This window comes from Microbulbifer sp. MKSA007 (genome assembly GCA_032615215.1).
Lineage (GTDB): Bacteria > Pseudomonadota > Gammaproteobacteria > Pseudomonadales > Cellvibrionaceae > Microbulbifer.
Genome location: CP128433.1, coordinates 2,302,152 through 2,321,388, shown reverse-complemented (window position 1 = coordinate 2,321,388; position 19,237 = coordinate 2,302,152). Strand labels below are relative to the sequence as shown.

At 44.1% G+C, this 19,237-nt stretch carries 12 protein-coding genes; 6 read left to right on the top strand and 6 right to left on the bottom strand.

From position 1 onward, the window contains the following. From QT397_13245 to QT397_13235, 3 genes are read left to right on the top strand one after another with little or no spacing between them, the layout of a single operon-like run. Positions 1-804: an enoyl-CoA hydratase/isomerase family protein gene (locus QT397_13245; GenBank protein ID WNZ58256.1), complete on the top strand. Its 804-nt coding sequence runs from the start codon at positions 1-3 to the stop codon at positions 802-804. Then, entirely contained in the window at positions 804-2,828 is a 2,025-nt protein-coding gene (locus QT397_13240) for an acetyl-CoA carboxylase biotin carboxylase subunit (protein WNZ58255.1), read from the top strand. Before QT397_13245 ends, QT397_13240 begins: the two co-directional genes overlap by 1 nt. Before the next feature lie 11 nt (positions 2,829-2,839). Next, positions 2,840-4,003 carry an acyl-CoA dehydrogenase family protein gene (locus tag QT397_13235; GenBank protein ID WNZ58254.1) on the top strand — a complete coding sequence of 388 codons (1,164 nt, stop codon included), beginning with the start codon at positions 2,840-2,842 and terminating at the stop codon, positions 4,001-4,003. Positions 4,004-4,586: 583 nt separating this feature from the next. Here the strand turns inward: QT397_13235 and QT397_13230 are convergent. Together QT397_13230 and QT397_13225 are read right to left on the bottom strand one after the other, a co-directional pair. After that, entirely contained in the window at positions 4,587-6,356 is a 1,770-nt protein-coding gene (locus QT397_13230) for a DUF885 domain-containing protein (GenBank protein ID WNZ58253.1), read from the bottom strand. Between the two features lie 350 nt (positions 6,357-6,706). Beyond that, entirely contained in the window at positions 6,707-8,524 is a 1,818-nt protein-coding gene (locus QT397_13225) for a haloalkane dehalogenase (protein ID WNZ58252.1), read from the bottom strand. A gap of 394 nt (positions 8,525-8,918) precedes the next feature. On the opposite strand from QT397_13225, the gene QT397_13220 reads away from it, so the two are divergent. Together QT397_13220 and QT397_13215 are read left to right on the top strand one after the other, a co-directional pair. Beyond that, complete coding sequence (locus QT397_13220; GenBank protein ID WNZ58251.1) at positions 8,919-9,944, top strand: histidine kinase; 1,026 nt, start codon at positions 8,919-8,921, stop codon at positions 9,942-9,944. Positions 9,945-9,951: 7 nt separating this feature from the next. Continuing rightward, positions 9,952-10,728 carry a LytTR family DNA-binding domain-containing protein gene (locus QT397_13215; GenBank protein WNZ58250.1) on the top strand — a complete coding sequence of 259 codons (777 nt, stop codon included), beginning with the start codon at positions 9,952-9,954 and terminating at the stop codon, positions 10,726-10,728. Between the two features lie 68 nt (positions 10,729-10,796). Here the strand turns inward: QT397_13215 and QT397_13210 are convergent, their stop codons facing one another. Then, positions 10,797-12,767, bottom strand: a complete 1,971-nt coding sequence (locus QT397_13210; protein WNZ58249.1) for a prolyl oligopeptidase family serine peptidase — start codon at positions 12,765-12,767, stop codon at positions 10,797-10,799. After that, positions 12,764-13,426, bottom strand: a complete 663-nt coding sequence (locus QT397_13205; GenBank protein WNZ58248.1) for a hypothetical protein — start codon at positions 13,424-13,426, stop codon at positions 12,764-12,766. The genes QT397_13210 and QT397_13205 overlap by 4 nt, the downstream gene beginning before the upstream one ends. A gap of 206 nt (positions 13,427-13,632) precedes the next feature. Between QT397_13205 and QT397_13200 the strand changes: the two genes are divergently transcribed. Further along, complete coding sequence (locus tag QT397_13200; protein WNZ58247.1) at positions 13,633-15,276, top strand: hypothetical protein; 1,644 nt, start codon at positions 13,633-13,635, stop codon at positions 15,274-15,276. Positions 15,277-15,380: 104 nt separating this feature from the next. Here QT397_13200 and QT397_13195 read toward each other — a convergent pair whose 3' ends face one another. Together QT397_13195 and QT397_13190 are read right to left on the bottom strand one after the other, a co-directional pair. After that, the gene (locus tag QT397_13195; protein WNZ58246.1) at positions 15,381-16,778 is read right to left on the bottom strand and encodes a tryptophanase; all 1,398 of its coding nucleotides are present in this window, start codon (positions 16,776-16,778) and stop codon (positions 15,381-15,383) included. Between the two features lie 498 nt (positions 16,779-17,276). Next, a complete protein-coding gene (locus tag QT397_13190) occupies positions 17,277-18,776 on the bottom strand; it encodes a vanadium-dependent haloperoxidase (protein ID WNZ58245.1) in 1,500 nt (499 codons plus the stop codon). Positions 18,777-19,237: the final 461 nt, after the last annotated feature.

Genomic DNA, 19,237 nt, shown 5'->3' with positions numbered 1-19,237 from the left:
ATGGAGACAATTATTGATGAAACCATCGGCATCGCCCGCCATCTCACGCTAAATCGCCCGCAACAGCGCAACGCCATCAGTTTGCAAATGGTAGATGAGCTTCTGCAAAAACTCGCAGAAGCGGAAGAAGATCCGCAGGTGCGAGCGTTGGTACTGCGGGGTGCAGAACACAACTTCTGCGCCGGTGGCGATATTGCCGATATGCTCAATGCTCAGCAGGGCGCGAGCGATGGAAATAGTGATGTATTTTTTCACCTAAACCGTCGTTTCGGTGAACTGATGGAACGCTTTAATCGCACCCCTTTAATAGTCATTGCCGTACTGGAAGGTGCCGTAATGGGCGGTGGTTTCGGGCTCGCTTGCAGTGCCGATATTGCTATCGCCGATCGCAGTTGCCGCTTTGCCCTTCCGGAAACCCGCCTGGGTTTACCGCCTGCACAAATTGCTCCCTTTGTCGTGGCACGGGTCGGCCTCTCCCAGGCCCGACGCCTGGCCCTGAGCGGAGCAAAAGTCAATGCACAGCAGGCCTTGGAAATTGGGTTAATCCACCAGTTGCTCGATAATTCCGAAGCCCTCGAAGGCGCGCTGCAGGAACACTTGGGCGCGATCAATGCCTGCGCTCCCGGCGCCCTGGCAACGACCAAGCAGATCTTGCTGGATGCTGCACGGGTGAGCGATGAGACTGCCCTCGGCCAACTGCTCGACGGCGCTGCGCAGCAGTTTTCCCGTGCAATTCAAGGCCATGAAGGGCGGGAAGGCGCCCGTGCATTTCTGGAAAAACGATCACCGGAGTGGCAGCACTGATGTCGACAACAGAGACCCTGTTAATCGCCAATCGAGGCGAGATCGCACTGCGAATTATGCGAACTGCTCGGGCGGAAGGCTATCGCACAGTCGCCGTCTACAGCGATGCGGACTGCGATGCACTTCACGCACAGACTGCCGATATCGCCGTAGCCATTGGCGGGCAGACTTCGGCAGAGTCCTATCTGGATATCCAAAAAATTCTCGCCGCAGCTAAAAAATCCGGAGCCACTGCCGTCCACCCTGGCTACGGCTTTCTCGCTGAGAATGCGGAATTTGCCAGCGCTTGCGAAGAGAATGGACTGAGTTTTGTTGGCCCGAGTGCCGAAGTCATAGAATTGATGGGCAACAAACGCAAAGCCAAGGAGTTTGTTGCCGCTGCCGGCGTACCCTGTATTCCCGGCTTCCAGGGTGCCCAGGACGACGACACCCTGGTCGCCGAGGCGCGGCGCATTGGCTTCCCGTTAATGATCAAAGCTGCCGCAGGCGGTGGTGGGCGCGGCATGCGCCTGGCTCACGGAGACAACGAGCTGGCCTCCCAGTTGCGCGCCGCCCGCAGTGAATCCATGAGTGCATTCGGCAGCGACGAGTTAATTCTGGAAAAGGCACTGGTCAACGCTCGCCATATCGAAATCCAGGTATTTGCGGATCGTCATGGCAACTGTATTCACCTGGGGGAGCGGGATTGCTCCGTACAGCGACGCCATCAAAAAGTGGTCGAAGAGTGCCCTTCCCCAGCGGTCGACACCCAACTGCGGGAAAGAATGGGGCAAGCAGCTGTCGACGCCGCGCGAGCCTGCGGTTATCTAGGCGCGGGCACCGTAGAGTTTCTACTCTGCCCCAACGGCGAATTCTATTTCCTGGAAATGAACACCCGGTTGCAAGTAGAGCACCCGGTAACAGAAATGGTAACCGGTTTTGACCTGGTAGCTTGGCAACTGGCAGTAGCACGCGGCGAAGCCCTATGCGTTTCCCAGCAGCAAGTCTCCCAGCAGGGGCACGCCATTGAAGTCCGCCTGTATGCCGAAGACCCGGAACAACAATTCCTGCCCCAGGCCGGAAAAGTACTCCACTGGGTAGCGCCAAAGGGGCAAGGAATCCGTATCGACCACGCTTTGAAAAATGGTTGCGAAATTACGCCATTTTACGACCCCATGCTCGGCAAATTAATTGCTTGGGGGCAGGATCGAGAAGAAGCTCGGCGCAAGCTAACTCAAGCCCTAACCCGGCTGGAATTTATCGGCCCCAAAAACAATATCCATTTCCTGCAGAAGATCCTGGCCGAATCACAGTTTATCGCTGGCGATGCCGATACCAGCTTTCTCGACCAAAAGAGCACGCTGACATCCGCAGAACCAGTTCCAGCAGTAATCGCAGCCCAAGCCACATTACTTAATCACTTGCACCAAGCCAACCCTCAGGATCGGCGTAGCGGCCGCAGTGACTGGCGCAGTGGTGACAACAGCGTGCCGATCAACTACCGACTGGAAATTGCAGGACAAACCCTAAACTGTGAGCTGCTGGCGTTAGTAGATAATTCTTATCAAATCTCAGTAGGCGACCAGCAGTTCCTGATTCAGTGGGTCCATTTTGAGAAATCAAAAAAAGAAAGTGGAGTTTATAGTGCTGAACTCCTGCTGGATGGCGTTAGCCAAAAGAGACTGTTCCTAGCCAACCAAAGCAATCTGCATCTCCTGTTAGACGGCAGGCAATTTCATTTTGTCGATATCACCCACGCCCCGGCCAAATCGAGCCTTAATGAAGGCAGTGGCCGCATCACGGCCCCTATGGACGGTTGCCTGGTGCAGGTATTGGTTGAGCCCAATCAAAGAGTTCAGCGGGGAGACACTATCGCCTTAATGGAAGCTATGAAAATGGAGCACGCCCTGCGCGCAGACCGCGACGGTACCGTAATTAAACTGGGCGCCTGTGAAGGAGACCAGGTACGCGGTGGCCAGCTGTTAGTTCAGATCGAAGCCGCTCCCACGGAAACCGCCAAAATCCCCAGCGACGCTACTTCCTAAAGGAGATCAGCATGTACGATATTGATGCCTCCCGTATGGCAAGCCCCTTCTATGACGAAGGCCATCAGGAATGGCGCACCCAGTTGCGCCGCTTTGTCGACCGCGAGATTACTCCCTACATTACTGAATGGGACGAAGACGGCCAGCTACCCGCCGAGCTTTGGAAAAAAGCCGCAGAAGTTGGCCTTCTGCAGATGAGTTATCCGGAAAACTACGGCGGCATCGAAACCGATGTCTTCCATATGATTGTTGCCGCAGAGGAGTTAGCCCGCCCCGGCGCTGGTGGTCTCTACGCCAGCCTAATGGTCCACGGCATTGCCCTGCCCCCATTACTGCACTATGGCAGTGAGGCCCTAAAAGATCAGGTTATTCCCTCGGTATTACGTGGCGAAAAGCATATTTCCCTGGCTGTTACCGAGCCAGGCGCAGGCTCCGATGTAGCCAATCTTCAGTGCCGCGCAGAGCGTGATGGGGATGACTATATCGTTACCGGCGAAAAGACCTATATCACCGGCGGTATGCGCGCTAACTGGTTTACTACTGCGGTGCGCACTGGCGAGGAAGGCTTCGGCGGTATCTCCCTGCTCTTAATCCCTGCGGATGCCGAAGGCGTTAGCCGGCAGCTTCTCGATAAAAAGCAGGGCTGGTGGTGTTCTGATACGGCCAGTATCTTTTTTGATCAGGTGCGCGTGCCCGCGAGTAATCTAATTGGCGGTGAGAACCAAGGTTTCTTGCCCATAGTGCACAACTTCAATCGCGAGCGCCTGGGCATTGCCGCTTCCTGTGTAGAGTTCAGCCGGGTCTGTTTGCAGGACGCCATTGAGTGGGCCCAGGAGCGCCAGACTTTCGGAAAGCGTCTCGCCAATCACCAAGTGATTCGACACAAATTTGCCCAGATGCTTCAACGTATCAATGCCACCCAAGCCTATCTGGACCTCTGTGCCTGGGCAGAGCAACAACATCAGCTCAAAGTAGCGGATATCGCACTACTCAAAGTCCAAGCCACAGAAACTCTTGAGTTCTGCGCTCGGGAGGCTATGCAGGTATTGGGCGGCGCAGGCTATATGCGCGGCAGCCGTGTTGAGCGTATATATCGTGAAGTGCGGGTGAATGCGATTGGTGGCGGATCTGAAGAAATTATGCGGGATCTGGCGTCCAGGCAAATGGGGATTTAGTAAGTGTAAGGCCTCCTAAAAACATCATATTAATAATTACGAAGCTTTATTTGGGGTAGTTACTTTGACTCAGGCAGCAGCAACTTCTTAAGAGAACAATTAACTACCCACTTTATAACCATCTTAACAACTACCAGAGGAATAAAAATATAGAGATAGCGAAGAGAATTGTGTGATATTTAGAAAATTCATCCCAAAAATTCACTTTCCCAAAGAGTATTTCTGCATAAGGATCACCAAAGATCCAACCCGGCCTCTCCCCTCGAGCCAACCTGTTACATACAGCATGAAAGGCATAAGAGGAAGAGCCCCTCGGTTTGAAAAACAAAGCCATCGGACTTCCATCCCTAAGCCATTTTTCATGGTACCTCTCAAATTGGTACTTAATCAGATCAGATAACTTTAGGTGACTGATTAAAATCGTAACTGGGAAGGAAAAAACCACTATAGTAAAAAAATTAAACATAGCCCAATTCGGGAACCCAACTTATATAGCGCTGACACTTAGTCAAAAATTAATTGGCACCCAACTGTGTAGCTCAGGCTCGCAATAACACGAGCCCGAGATCAGACTTAAACGCAGCTACCCTTGCTTCTTATCCTGAATGAAATCCCTTACCTGCTCACTTAGTACGGCCATAGGAACATTGCCATTTCTCAGAATGATTTCATGGAAGTCCTTAATATCGAAGTCTTCACCAAGTTCATTTTGCATCAGTTCTCGCAAGGCGAAAATCTCGAGGGCACCAGAATCATAAGAAGTAAGCTGCGCAGGCATAACCGCCATTCGGTCCATCAGAGTCCTCGGGCCTTTTGCAAATGAAGCGCCAGAATCCTGCAAAAACTCCGCAACCTTTTCATCACTCCAATCGAGTACATGCATTGCGGTGTCCGCTACCATACCTCGCGCAGGCCATGCTCTCCTTAGGATCTTGGTTGACCCATACTGATACATTCCCGCTTCCTCCGCTAGATGTTCAGAGTACCTACCCCAACCTTCAGCAAAAGCAGAGTTAGACAAAGCATCTTCTATTTTGTGAAACTTTTCTTGCTCTTGTACGAGAGCAATTTGCATATGATGGCCCGGGTACCCTTCGTGGATAGTAACCTTCTCTGCAGAAGCGTAAGACTCATCCTTGTAAGTTGTCGGATCATATCCAAATCTCGCCTTGCGCTCCTTGGTGCCCGGAATATAGTGTGCGCTGCGACCTGATCCCTGTTCATGCTCAGGGATAGCTTTTACTTCCATTTCGATCAAAGGCATTTCATGGAAGAAGTCAACGGTTAAATCTCTAGACTTATCTACCAGGCGCTCATAAAACTGATGCATTTCATCAGCGCTATTAAATTTCTGAGTTTTATCCTCACTGGCCCTTGCCACTGCCTCAGAATAGGAATCTACTTGATAGAACTCCTTGCCTAAGCGAACCACTTCGCTCTTGTTTGAGTTGACAGCCCTTAAACCCAACTCAAAAACTTCTTCAGGTGTTCTCTGCAAAGTCGTATAAGAACGATACTGAGCCATATAACATTTACGGCCATTAGGAATCGCATGGATACCAAGCTCCGCTCTGGCTTCAGGTAAATAGGCAGACTCTAGAAAATTCTTGTAATTCTCCATTGAGGGGATAACGTAATCTGAAAGCACCTGTTTAAATGCAGCTTCAAACTCAGGGTCCCCAGCTTTCTTCGCTAACCCCAAGAACGGGTGCTCATCGATAGGTACTTGGGTCAAGCCATCAACTTGCTGAATGACTCGCTTAACCACACTCTGAGGTGCGGAGTAACCTTGCTCTAACCCCCGGCGGAGATTGGCTATTTCTTGCTCATAGTAACGAGCCGCGTCAAGCCAACGTTCAATCGCATCTGCCTTTTCTTGGGCTGTTTCAACCGGCTGAACCTCGGTCAAAAAGCCAAGAATGATATGAGGCCCAAACATATGATCAACAGACCAGAGTTCAGTCTTACACACCCTTAGGCCAACATTGGACTCTAATCGCTCTTTTAGTTTGAAGTAGAATACCTTCTCTTGATCACTTTTTAGACCATTAAGATCTATCTCTGCCAATTTATTGAGTATTCTGTCCTCAGATGCCGCTAGAGAGGCAGCGTTACTGGGGGAGTTACTTAAAAAAAGGTTGTGCCTGTCCAGCTCCATATCTGAGAAGTAAGCGTACGGCTGGAAGTTTTCTAAATAAGCTTCAGCATATTGATCCGCTAGATCATGGAGTAGCGCCGAGTTGTCAATAGCTTCCCTACCGGCCACATCAGTTTGGTTATCAGTAACTGAGCACCCCATTAGGACCGATGAAACTACCAATACACCTAAACCCGCTCTTTTTACATTAATCATTCTTATAAGACCGCAACATAAAACTCATTAAAAAGGTTTCTATAAAGAAAACTTCAATTTCCTATTTTATAGTAGGCACTGTAACAAAATGAGTTTCAACACCTCAAATGCGGAATATCGGCGAAGCGAGGATATTTATAGATAAATCCCAGGGATAGAGCGTGAAACTCGTTTAATTGGCAGAGTCACAAGTAACAAGCGCTAGCAACTTGACATAGAGACCACCTAAGCCTCCATTAACCTATGCACTTGAAGGGTATGGCGATGCATAAGAAGCCCACTTTAATAAAAATGGGCTTCTTAAAGAACAGTAATTCCTTATAACACCGATGAATGTTACTTCATTTATATTACGGCACTAACTGGTAGCTATTACCTAAGTCGTCTTGTACCACCTCAGCAATACCATCGATGGCGGAGACTTCTAATGGCTCACTTAGAATGCGACTTCTAAATGTCCAGCCTTCTGGCAGATTGAGGCGACTTCCCAGGTCTTTTAAATCGTCAAACTGAAGATCAGAGACCTCAATACGACTAAATGATTGCATAATATACACCTGCCCACTGATATCAGTTAGCTCATAAACACGACGGCCTTCATAAAACAACCAAGTATTATTCCTTAGTACTTGTCCAGGAATATAGGAAACACTCTCTCCGAGATCAGAACTATAATTCGTGGTAGTCAATAAGCGCATTTCTAAGTCACCGAAAAAACGGTGTTCATCATCCGGACTAGGTGAGACAATATCGCCACCTAAAATTTCATCCACCACAAAAAAACGCGGCCCGTTAGGAATTGCAAAAAGCGCACCATACTCAATTTCTATATCGCTGAAGTTGATAGCATCCCACTGATTTTGGGGACAAAAATTAACACCCGGGGTACCCCAAATCTCTGTTGACTCCTCAGCTCCGTCTAGATAAGACAGTAATATCTCACAATAGCGAAAATTAAAGAGTGGACCGCCAGCTTGCAATGGTTCCTCAACCGTAGTATTTCGCAAGAAATCTAAAAAGTGTATGGCCAATTCCTCGCCTACATCGTCTTGAATAAAGTGGCCTGCAGCAAAGCGCCTATGATCACCATCATCCGAACCTGGTACATGCTCCACCCACTTCTGTTGCGTTTCAATACTCCCCAAGTTGATATCATACTCACCGGCATTAAACATAAATGGGTTGTGAAAAGCTCCAAGTGTTTTCCAGGCAGAAAAATTCTGCATTTCAATGCCTACCATCATCGCAGGAAATGCTCGTATTGCCGCTTTATACTCAATATTTGGGTAGGGGGCGTTATACGCAAGTACTTCCTCATCACTTAGCAGGTTAATAGTCAATGTTTGTACCACATCTCCAGCAATTAATTCCGGTACACTAGAAGCATAGTTAATCCATTGTTGGAATCCCTCCACCCTGTCAGTCGATTTTGAAGTAAAGAATGTTTCTGCATCACCCAGTGATTCATCAATCTCAAAAGTCGGGTATATATAAGGATTTCCCCCCAATGGAATCACCGGAAGGTCACCATTCGCGACAACTAGCCTTCCGATAACTTGTGGCATATCACCTGCAATACGAAGACCAATAACACTTCCCCAATCTTGTACAAATAGATTAATATCAGTTAAATTTAACTTATCAATAAACGCCTTAGTCCAAGCAACATGTTGTTCATATTGATGAACTGTGACGTCGATCGGCTTGTCTGACCTTCCCATTCCAATATTATCTGGTGCAATCACTCGGTAACCGGCATCAGCAAGGATCGGGATCATTTTTCGGTATAAATAGGACCAGCTGGGTTGGCCATGTAGTAACAATATAACTTCGCCATTATCAGGCCCAACATCCACGTAATGCATATTTAAGCCGTCAATTTCTACGTAACTTGGCTCAAATTCATATCCTGAAAGGGAGTCAAAACAGGCATCGGGAGTAACAATATATTCCAAACCCGTAGCGGTTGCATATATTTCACTTTCAGACAATTTACAAGCATCGCTATTTGGACCTGTAACTAAGGGAATCTCTGTCCCTGAGACATCTTCAGAGTCATCCGAGTCACAAGCAACCAATAGGGAACCCAAAAAGCAGATACCGAACAGGCACCGGAATATAGAGATATATTGGGGAGTTATAGATATAGAGACAAAAGAATAATTCATAATATAAACCTTCCTTTTACATTAAATATAAATTCCTTTAACTGGAGAGGATATTCATATCACCATCAGATCATCCACCTATAACAGAATTGTGCGGATGGTGAAAATCTCCGCACGACCAGAACTGTTGGAAGTTTTATCATTAATTAAACAGGGAAAACTCAATAAAAAAGCACATGACTAACCTCCGCCAATTTAAGAACCTGAGATACATAAACTTATGCTTAGATACTTAAAAATTTGCTTGCAATCGAGAATGTTTTGTATGAACGGTGCATATTTCAAGCTCAATGGAGCAAATGGCAAGTTTCTTTCATATAAGATTACCTATATCATTCACTGTTGATATTCTGATATATAAAATCGATATTGAATGCAATATAGGCAAGGAACCTTGTTTGAATTTCGCAAAATAAATAAGATCCAAGCATGGATATTTCTTCTAATTTGGCCATGGGTGAATATCTTTATCGTCTCTGCTACACTTTATTCACTTGAGTCACTAACCCCCCACCTCTTCCTGTTGGCTACAGCTAAAATATGGGGAACATTTATTTTTTGTCACCTTCTTTTCATTTTTATTGAAAATCTTCCCAACAGCCCTCTACGATTATTAAAAGAAAAACATACCTACTTACTTAGACCAATTGTAGTCATTTTTCTATTTATAAGCATTGCACCGATCGTAGAACCCCCATTAACTTTTAAAGTACCTGATATTAAAATATTACCATTGGCGATAATACTACTTGAATCCACAGTTTATATTTTTGCCATATATATATTTCAACAGCAAAGTTTCTTCTATCGCTCGCAGCTTCATGCACAACAGGCAGAGCTACAAATACTTAAAATGCAATCTAATCCTCACTTTCTATTTAACACCCTAAATTTGATTGCATCAGAAGTCATTCAGCACCCATCAAAAGCTAAAGAGCTCATTTACAGCCTTTCCGATTTATTGCGCGACACAATCAACTTAACCAAAACCCAATGGATAACTATTGAGGAAGAACTAAGATTAATCGAGTTATACCTCTTGCTGCAGCAAAAGCGCTTTGAGGATCGATTCACCTTTGATATTGACTGCCCACAAAATTTGAATGGAATGAATATACCGTCATTACTACTAATGCCAGCTGTGGAAAATGCCATAAAGTACGGTATTGCACCCTACGCTAAAAGTGGTCATGTGAGTGTAAATGTCGAACTAAATAATAGCTACATAGAAGTGGAAGTTCAGGATACAGGGGCATGCTTTGATGACAAGAACATTACCTATGGTGAAGGATTACGTATTCTAACTCAAACATTAAGAGTCAACTTCAGTGACAACCACGCCCTCAAGTTAAATTCAAGCGGTGAAGGAGCAAGTTTGAAAATTCGCTTCCCACAAGTAAATTCATCCATAACCCCGTAGATTGAAAATGGCGAAAATGAATACTAAAAAAGTAATTATTGTCGATGATGAACCTGCAGCAAGATCCAATCTAATAGAAGTAATTAACACCTTCGATGAATTGAAAGTTGTGGCGCAAGTAACTGATGGAAAGTCAGCAATAAAGCAGATCGTAACCAAAAGCCCTGATATCGTTTTCCTTGATATTGAAATGCCAGAGGTGAATGGCTTTGATGTGGCCAATGCAACTCAACATATAAACTATCAACTTGTCTTTCTAACAGCCTATCAGCACTATGCCCTGCGTGCGTTCGACACAAATGCAATCGACTATTTGACAAAGCCTGCTCATCCAGAATTAATAAAGAAAAGCATTCGCAAGATATTACGGCAAGAGATGTATGCCTTAGGGCAACAGACGTCTTCGACAAGCGGAAACCGATTGGTTTTGAGTGATTACAATCAAATGAAGATATTTGAATATGACCAAATTAACTATATCGACAGTATCGGTCGTTATCGTCGCATCCACCTTACCGAGACAGGAGTTAAATCCCACAATACAAATACCATTATTTCAGATATGACACTTGACAGTTTCAGTGAGCAGCTACCTAAGGAAACTTTTTACCGATTACATCGAAGCTACATCATTAACAGCCATAGAATCCTTGAATTAAAGTTACAGTCACGACGCCATTTTGTCCGACTTTCCGGAACAGATACACTTATCCCAGTATCTCGCAGTTTTCTTTCCATCTTAAAGGAGAGTATTAAAGTCTCAGCTAGCTCTCTAATTGGGTAATAGATGGCTCTAAGTAATCCCACAAATACTGCTATGAAATTACTCCGAGCCTCCATAATCCCAGAAACCTACATGTTCTTTTTAAGGAAACTGATGATCGACCCAAAAATAGCTCTATGGTGCTCACTATCAGTAGGGCCATGAGCCATATCTGGATATAGTTTCCACTCATAGTCCTTATCAAACTTACTTAACATCATATTCATGCGGTACATATGTTCAACATCAACAGTTTCATCCTTCTCACCATGAATAATAAATACAGGCCTTTGAAGGTTTTGTGCCAGATATACCGGTGAAATGTCCTTCAGTTTGCCATAGTCTTTAACAGTATCTCCAACATTCTCCTGCATCCACTTACTTTGAGCCTCAGTTGCATAGGGTGAGTTCAGGTAGAGGTTAACATCTGTGACACCGGCCACACTGACTGCACAGCGGAACAATTGCTGGTGTTTGATAGCCATCATTAGTGCAGCATATCCACCATAACTCATTCCAACAGAACAAATTTCCGAAGACAAAATATCGCTTCGGTCACTTACCACCTTTGTTGCTTGAAATATATCTTCAAGCATTAAGTTACCCCACTGGTGAACACCCGCTTCCTCCAGCTCAGTTGAATAACCACTCGACCCTCGATAATTCACCCTTAAAACGGCATAATTATTCGCCACAAAGAACTGTGTATAGTAGTCAAAATACTGATGGTCAAAAACGCCAAGAGGACCACCATGTGGCATAACTATAAGAGGGAATGGCCCGTTACCTTTTGGCATGGTCAATATATAGGGAATATCCAATCCCTCCACTTTAACCTGCTCGTGGTATTGGCGACTCTCAAGCTGATCATTTAAATGTGGAAATTTTGAGGCCACTAGCTGGTCAATTTTCTGGTTTTTCCTGCTAATGAAATAACGTCCTGGCTGGCCGTGGCTCTCACTATAGTAAAGTTCTATAGTACTATCGAGGCTTCTTCCTACTGTTGTTTTTAGTAGACTCGCCATGCCATTTTTTTCTTGTCTATCCTCATCAATATATTGATATTCTAACCGTCCATTATGAACGACTTTTACACCAATCAACTCCCCTGTCGATTGCTCTATTACCAGATCGATAATATCGTAGCTATCAGATCGATAAGCTATGCTCTGTTCTCCACTAGTGAAATTGCAGCGGTAAACTACCCGATCTTTCTCCGAATTAGTATCTAAACAAAAGTAAGTTCCAGGCTCTGAACTTATAGACACCGGAATAAGGACTCCATGCTCTGCTCCGGGAGCGGGCTCCTCTTCCAACTCTTCTTCAGACCAACTCTTTATTGGGGCGGTAGAGTTTCCATCAACAACTTTACTCAGATGAAGCTTGCTGTCATTGAAAAACAAAACGGACTTTGGCTGGCCTGATGGATCAAAAAACCAGCGTATCGCATACCCTTCAACCGACGCCACTTCATTCTGAACTGTAAACTGGCCTCCATCTTTTCGTAAAAGTTTACTTGCTTTCTGTTTAAATCGGTTAAGCTTAGATACGTCAATACTGTATACCTTGGAGTAAATCCCACTTTTTGCATACAGAAAATGGCCCGGCCTGTTTGGCAACGCATGGACCAACCAACCCGGCGTTTTTACCTCAAATATTTCTGGAGGCTGGCCTTCGGAGCCTGATACATCAAGCACTAATAGTCGATAAGCTGGCTTGGTATCTAGTAAATTTTTAACACCCTTCTTGACTTCCTTAAACTGGGCAACAAGATACTTTGGGCCAACCCAACGGATAAATTGAATTGATGCATCCCTGGAAGTCAATGTTTCGAGATCAATTAGGGTATGACTAGATCCATCTTTACGACTCCAAATATCTAACTTTTGACTAGCGTCACTCTGCTTAATGGACGCTACCAACCTTCCATCTGGACTAACCTGTGCTGTTATAGTATCAACCGATTTAAAGTAGCTTTCTGCTGGCATTGCTACTACTGGACCAATTTTCACCAGAATGCATAACAAAACCAATAAAGCCCCTCGAAAAAAAACAATCATTGATTTATCTCCAGAGGACTTAACCAACTTTGCAAGAATTCATCTTGCACTCCCGCACCAGATACCAGAGGATACAACTCAGTTAATGAGTTTAAGGCTTCTTGAACTCCATCTAAATCTGTTGCTATTCGATTTTTGAAATAGACCTCTACCGTATCTGACTTTCTTTGCTTACCTATAAACAAGCTGCCAATATAATTTGTTTTTCCAGCTTCCACATGAAAACGCCATGTGCGCCGCTTAGCAGTATCTAGTTTGTAGGGAAGATTGAAGTAAGGTGCATTTATTTGGGTAATTTGGTACAGGCCAGCAGGGACTGTCATCAGGTAAAAGCCTTCGGACTTATCCTTGAGGCTGACTTTATAACGACCTTTCTTTCGCAGTTTATATTTTTGCCCACTCAGCAGGTATTTATTTCCATTAGCGTACATCTTAGCAAACTCTATTGAGGGCGCAGTACCTCCTACATCGAGCTTTACCAAAACATACCCACGCCCGCCCTCTAACTCAGGCGGACTATCATAGGGTACCAATGACAGCGCCCGAGCAATTACTGATTCAGACACAAGGATTGCCGCAAATATTATGCCTTTAAGAAGAGTATTAACTCCACTTGCCTGATAGCCTATCGGCATCACGCTTCTTAAATTTAGTGTCAAAATAACACTTCCATATGTTTATTTATAAATAAGTGACAACGTTTTGAATACTATCTCAGAGCCAAATGCAATACAATTGGCAAGCTTTGGTCCAAATTATGGAGAATAATATGTCAGGGATGAACCCTCTCAGGTACGTTAAGTCTTGCCCACTTCTTTTAGCGGTCTGTTTATTATTTCTACAAGGTTGTGCGGGGCAAGTTAATATGCTAACAACATTGAAAGAAGACGCCCCTATTAGCGAACAAGATGGAATTGTTGTCGCTCGAATCATTAACGCCTCTGGAGTTGCCCTGCCGTTTAATCAACTCACAATTAACCCGGAAAACTTGAACGAGTCTAAATCCATAAAACCGGAACGTCTCCTTGCGGATCGACCAAAGCTAAATGGTACAACGGTATTTGCCTCTTCTGTCAAACCAGGGAATTACTCTATTAGTAGCATTCGGGCGTTCTATTCAAACGGTAATGGATGGTACAGCCGTTTCGTAAGTGCAGATGAGAAGCTGGGGACCTTTTCAGTTACGCAGGGTGAGGTCACTGATCTTGGTACTTTGATCTATTATCCAAAGCCACAAGGTGATAGATACCTTGACCTTTTGATTCGCGCGCCTGAATCAAAAGAAGGAGAGGTAATTGCAAAGCACTTTCCATTCATAAAATACGATCCTCAATCAATCAACGGGTGGCATATCGATGAAAATGATGAAGAGCGAGAGTCAGCTTATATATCCATTGCACAGAACCCCCTGACATACAGCGAAGAGTATATTTCTCCTGATAATTCCATCTACTTTCTTGGAAAGGTCGGCGTGTTTATGAAACGTACTCCCGACGGGGACTGGGAGCTTGATGCTGTTGACACCAATCATGAATTAACGGCTATCGCACAAAACAATCATGGTGATCTAGTAGTCGGGGGGAGTGAAGGCGCCCTATTCTGGCGCTCTGCTAAAGGGGACTGGCTAGACATATCATTGGAGCATAATACTCACATTGAAAACCTGAAACTTCTAGATACAGGAGAGATAGAACTTCTAGTTACTCGCGACTTTGAAGTGAATATTTATAGGGGAGTAGTAGCAAATTCACAAGTAAAGTGGAAACTTTTGAATCAATACTCCTCAAGATCAGGTCAAGGATGGAAGCATATTGCGGAAGTAAAAATAGGGGAAATGAAAGCCCACACCAAGAGTGACCAACATATATACAATACAACTATTTTTGAATTCAACGGCCAGAATTACATAACTGTCCGTGAGCAATCAACGTATGGAAGTATTATATTTTCGCCAATCAATAGCGAAATCTTCATCTATGATCCTGAAAGTTGGATGATCGAAAAAACAGTAGATGATTTTGACCTAAATGCAATTATTGACGCAGGCGCAGTTCAGTTAGGTGTCGAGGAAGCTGGCTTCTGGTCCTGGACAGGAAAGCCAACCTATTACAAAATTGATAAAAATGGCAACCAGGATAAAATAACTACGTACATTAAAGAATGTAAAGAAAGTAAATCTTCCAGAAATCGCTGTATAAATAGAAATTTCACATTTCGATCCGTTCCCTGGTTCTCAACTGACAATGAAGCCGTTGCGATTGTTGGTTTTTCACAAAGTAACTTTTCTGGTAGGGATCGTGAAACAGAAAACAGAATCTTAACAACAACGGATGGCGGAAAAAGCTGGATATCTACAGACAATAAACCACCTACAGATTACTGCACCTCTATAGTTCCTCTGGTTGCCGATCGTTTATTAGTTTCCTGCGATGGTGCCAATGGTGATTTCTATGAGTCGACCGACTTAGGGGCCAGCTGGAACCAGGTAAGGCAGCAAGATAATTTCTAGAAAAAATAAGGTGGATACAAACATCCAATGTATCCACCTTATTTTAGTTGTAAAATATACTAAAGAATGGTTTTACTATAATAGAAAAAATAGTTAATTATAGCTCAAATCTCTGTAAATCTGGCAGTAAAATGTCGTAGAACTTGTGGCTCATACTCGAAAGCTAGCCCCCGCAATTCATTGGCCCGCGAGCAAAGTTCGATAATCGCATCTGCTACATAATCCATATGATCATTTGTATAGACTCTACGTGGAATAGTAAGCCGCATTAATTCTAGATCTGCTTTCTTTTGTTCACCGGTATCCGGGTCCCGCCCAAGAAGTAAAGAGCCAATTTCCACAGCCCTGATTCCCGCTTCTAGATACAGCGCATTGGTTAACACCTGTGCCGGAAACTGCTCTGATGGAATATGGGGAAGAATCTTCGATGCATCTACAAAAACTGCATGCCCACCTGTGGGATATTGAATGGGTACTCCAGCAGATCTCAATCGCTCTCCCAGATAGGCCACTTGGCCAATTCGGTAGCTCAAATAGCTCTCATCGGCAGCCTCATAGAGCCCCCGGGCCAGCGCTTCCATATCGCGACCAGCCATCCCTCCGTAGGTCACAAAACCCTCCATAGGGACGCAGCGGGTTTGTACGGCTTGAAACAGTTCCTCATTGTTTCGAATACAGCAAAGGCCACCAATATTTACCATAGGGTCTTTTTTTGCGGACATTGTCAACATGTCCCCATATTGATACATCTCGCGAATAATTTCTAAAATCGATTTCTCTTGATACCCCTCTTCCCTTTGCTTTATAAAGTAAGCATTCTCGCAATATCGAGCCGAATCAATTACCACTGGGATATCATACTTAGTAGCAATTTCATAAACTGCCTGCATATTTTTCATGGACACAGGCTGACCACCAGAACTGTTACAGGTCACAGTAGTTATAATCGCACAGACATTGTGGCTTCCGTGCTCCTCAATAGTGGCAACCAGGCGTTGTAAATCAAAGTTACCTTTCCAGTCGTATGCTGTCGTGGTATCAAAAGCACGTTTATCCACCACATTAATTGCTTTTCCGCCATTTAACTCTATATGCCCTGCAGTAGTATCAAAATGATAATTTGAAATAAATACAGGCTCCGTCCCTCCACGCACTTGACGCATACGCTCAATCAGCGCAGGAAACAAAATTTGTTCTGCTCCACGCCCCTGATGTGTAGGAACAACCAATTTATACCCGAAAAAATGCTCTACTGCATTGCACAAATTGTAGTAGTTTCGGCTACCGGCATAGGACTCATCACCAAGCATCAAACCCGCCCATTGATTATCACTCATTGCACCAGTACCTGAATCTGTCAATAGGTCAATATAGACATCATCACTGCGCAGTAAAAACGGATTTAATCCAGCCTTATTGAGTGCAACCTCCCTATCTTTATAGGTTGTCATCTTGATCGGCTCAACCATTTTTATACGGAAGGGTTCAGGGATTCGCTTCATCACAATTATCCTAACAATACCTGCCATACTGCAGGCAATAACAATCCAATTATTATAAGTAAAGTAATTAGCATAAGAGAAACAGGACCGAATTATATTTTAATTAAAGTTAAGCCCTGTAAAACATCTAAAAACTGCAGAAATACATCAACGGGATATTGTTCCCTACTGAGATTCAGGCTCCTCTGTCAAAAATCATTGTCAAGTATTTCACTTCTTAACTTATGGTACAATAGGCTGCATTATCTATATGGCCTTTTCAGTCACTTGAGTGAACTTATTATCGGGTTCTTAGGTTCACATTTCTTGTGATCGAAAGCCACTCTAGATTTCCCAAGTATCGAGATAAAAGATTATCTAATGACAACTTAGCTCACATTTTAAACATAGATGAACAGAGGTCCCAGAATAGAAACATCTAACTTATAAATGAGGCAGAAGATACTAATTGGATCCGAGCTTATCAATTAGTGATTCTTCTGCCCCACGTCATCTCTCTTAGTTACCTTCTAATTTTGAGAGGTAAAACTGAAAAGCACGATGTGCCACTTGATGACCTACCGCCTGCCCTGCAGGTACTGAAGGCTCAAAGTGTACACCTCCCCATACACGACTATTACCACAGTCCTCTTCAAATGAAGTCCAGGTAGGGAAATATAGATTCAAGTCAGTTTGTGGTGTTACACCAGGTTCAATCTGAGAGCTGCCAGACAGAGCAGTTACAGAATATCCCAAAGTATCGCCTTGAGGTAAAAACAAGCGGCTTGTCTCGGCATGCGCAGCACAAAAGCTAGCTGATGCGGAGGGGTACTCGGGATGATCAGCTACAGGCAGATAGCTAGTCCACTGACTGGCGGGTAAATCATCCACGGTTCCCTTTCCAGCACCACCCCAAGCCGTTACAGGTTCATCCTTATAAATATATCGAACAGCAGAAAAAGGTCTTACTGAGTTATGGCGACGCTTTTCCTTCCAGATAGCAATAGCAGTATCAAAAGCTGCCATATTAGTCAGGAAGTCATAGTGTATGAAATCCATCAGGGATAAAGCTTGAGATTCAGATGCAAAAACGGCAGCGAAGCCTAAGCTGAATATCTTCATATCAAATAACTCAGCTTTCATCTTCTGCTCATCAGTTAAATTCGCTGATGTCGCCAATACATCATTTACTTGCGCTACGTAACTGGGGTAGTTCCAAATTTTGGATTTAATTGGTATCGGCGAAGTGAACTCATCAGGAGATTCGTAGCTGTAGGGCGTAGTCAATGCAATTTGAGGAGTTACGAACTGCTGAACCCGAAATACGCCTGGTCGCTCCATTAAAACTGCCGGCTGCCATTTTGATGGAAAACGCAGCTTGTAGGCAGAATTAGCAGGTTTAAAGTCGGTATAATCGGCATAAGGCAAGCGATGATAAAGCTGGTTACCTTCATTACCTAACTGATTCATCCCATCATTGACACGTCCTTCCAGAACTTTTCTGCCAGCATAATTTCCTATACCAATTGGTGTCGTCGTATCTTCTGAAATATTTTCAGGATCTAACCCTAGCTCAATTAGCATATCATCCCATTCAGATACCAAATGGGGAAATAAACCACTTAGTACTTTGTGGGAAGCATAGGTCAATGCAATATTTAACTCAGTATTATCTGTCGGCTCTGTCATTCGACTAATATCTGAGTAAACGCCCTTTGCTGTCGGATGATAAGGTGCTGTTGCATCAAACCAGGAGTTAGTGATTAGCGTTGTAAAACGGAGTACCAACGTCGCATCATTTGCAGCCGGAGACACTTCGAAGATTGCACAGGCTGCAGCTGGGATTATATTTTGTACCGCAACATTACAAGTTCCTAGCTCTTCAGAGCTACATTTTGGAGGCAATGAAACGTCCTCTAACTGAGGACAACTGATGGCCTGCGCTTGCCAGCTTGCTGACACAAATACTAATCCTATAATACTTTTTAAAGCTTTTTTATAAGTTACATCTTTTAGCATTGGATTTTCCTTTTTGCTATATCCATGTGACCAATGTAGCATTCTAACTACCGATCACTTTCTAATGATAAACACCTAAAAACACTTTAAAACAGACTGTTCTCTCCCCCATTTCAATTGTAAATGACCATAATTCCTGACATTCTTTTAGTGCCGACAGCACTTGTATTATCAGAATCTAAAATTCAAAACCAACAATTAAGGCAAGCTAATGAAATTACTTGCAAAGTAATTACTTGTAAAGATACCAGCTCACAGAAACAGTAATTTTTTGAGATTCAAATTATTGGCAAGCCCTTTTAAAAAGACAACAATCCATTTTTTCTTTTAACAAACTGCAAAGTCAAAAAAGTTACACCTTAGCGAATATTTTTTGGATTAAAAGGGGCGTCATCCCAGCATATATTTCCTATAAACACGAGCCAGCCCAACACAGATAGTGATAAAAGTACTAATGCGGC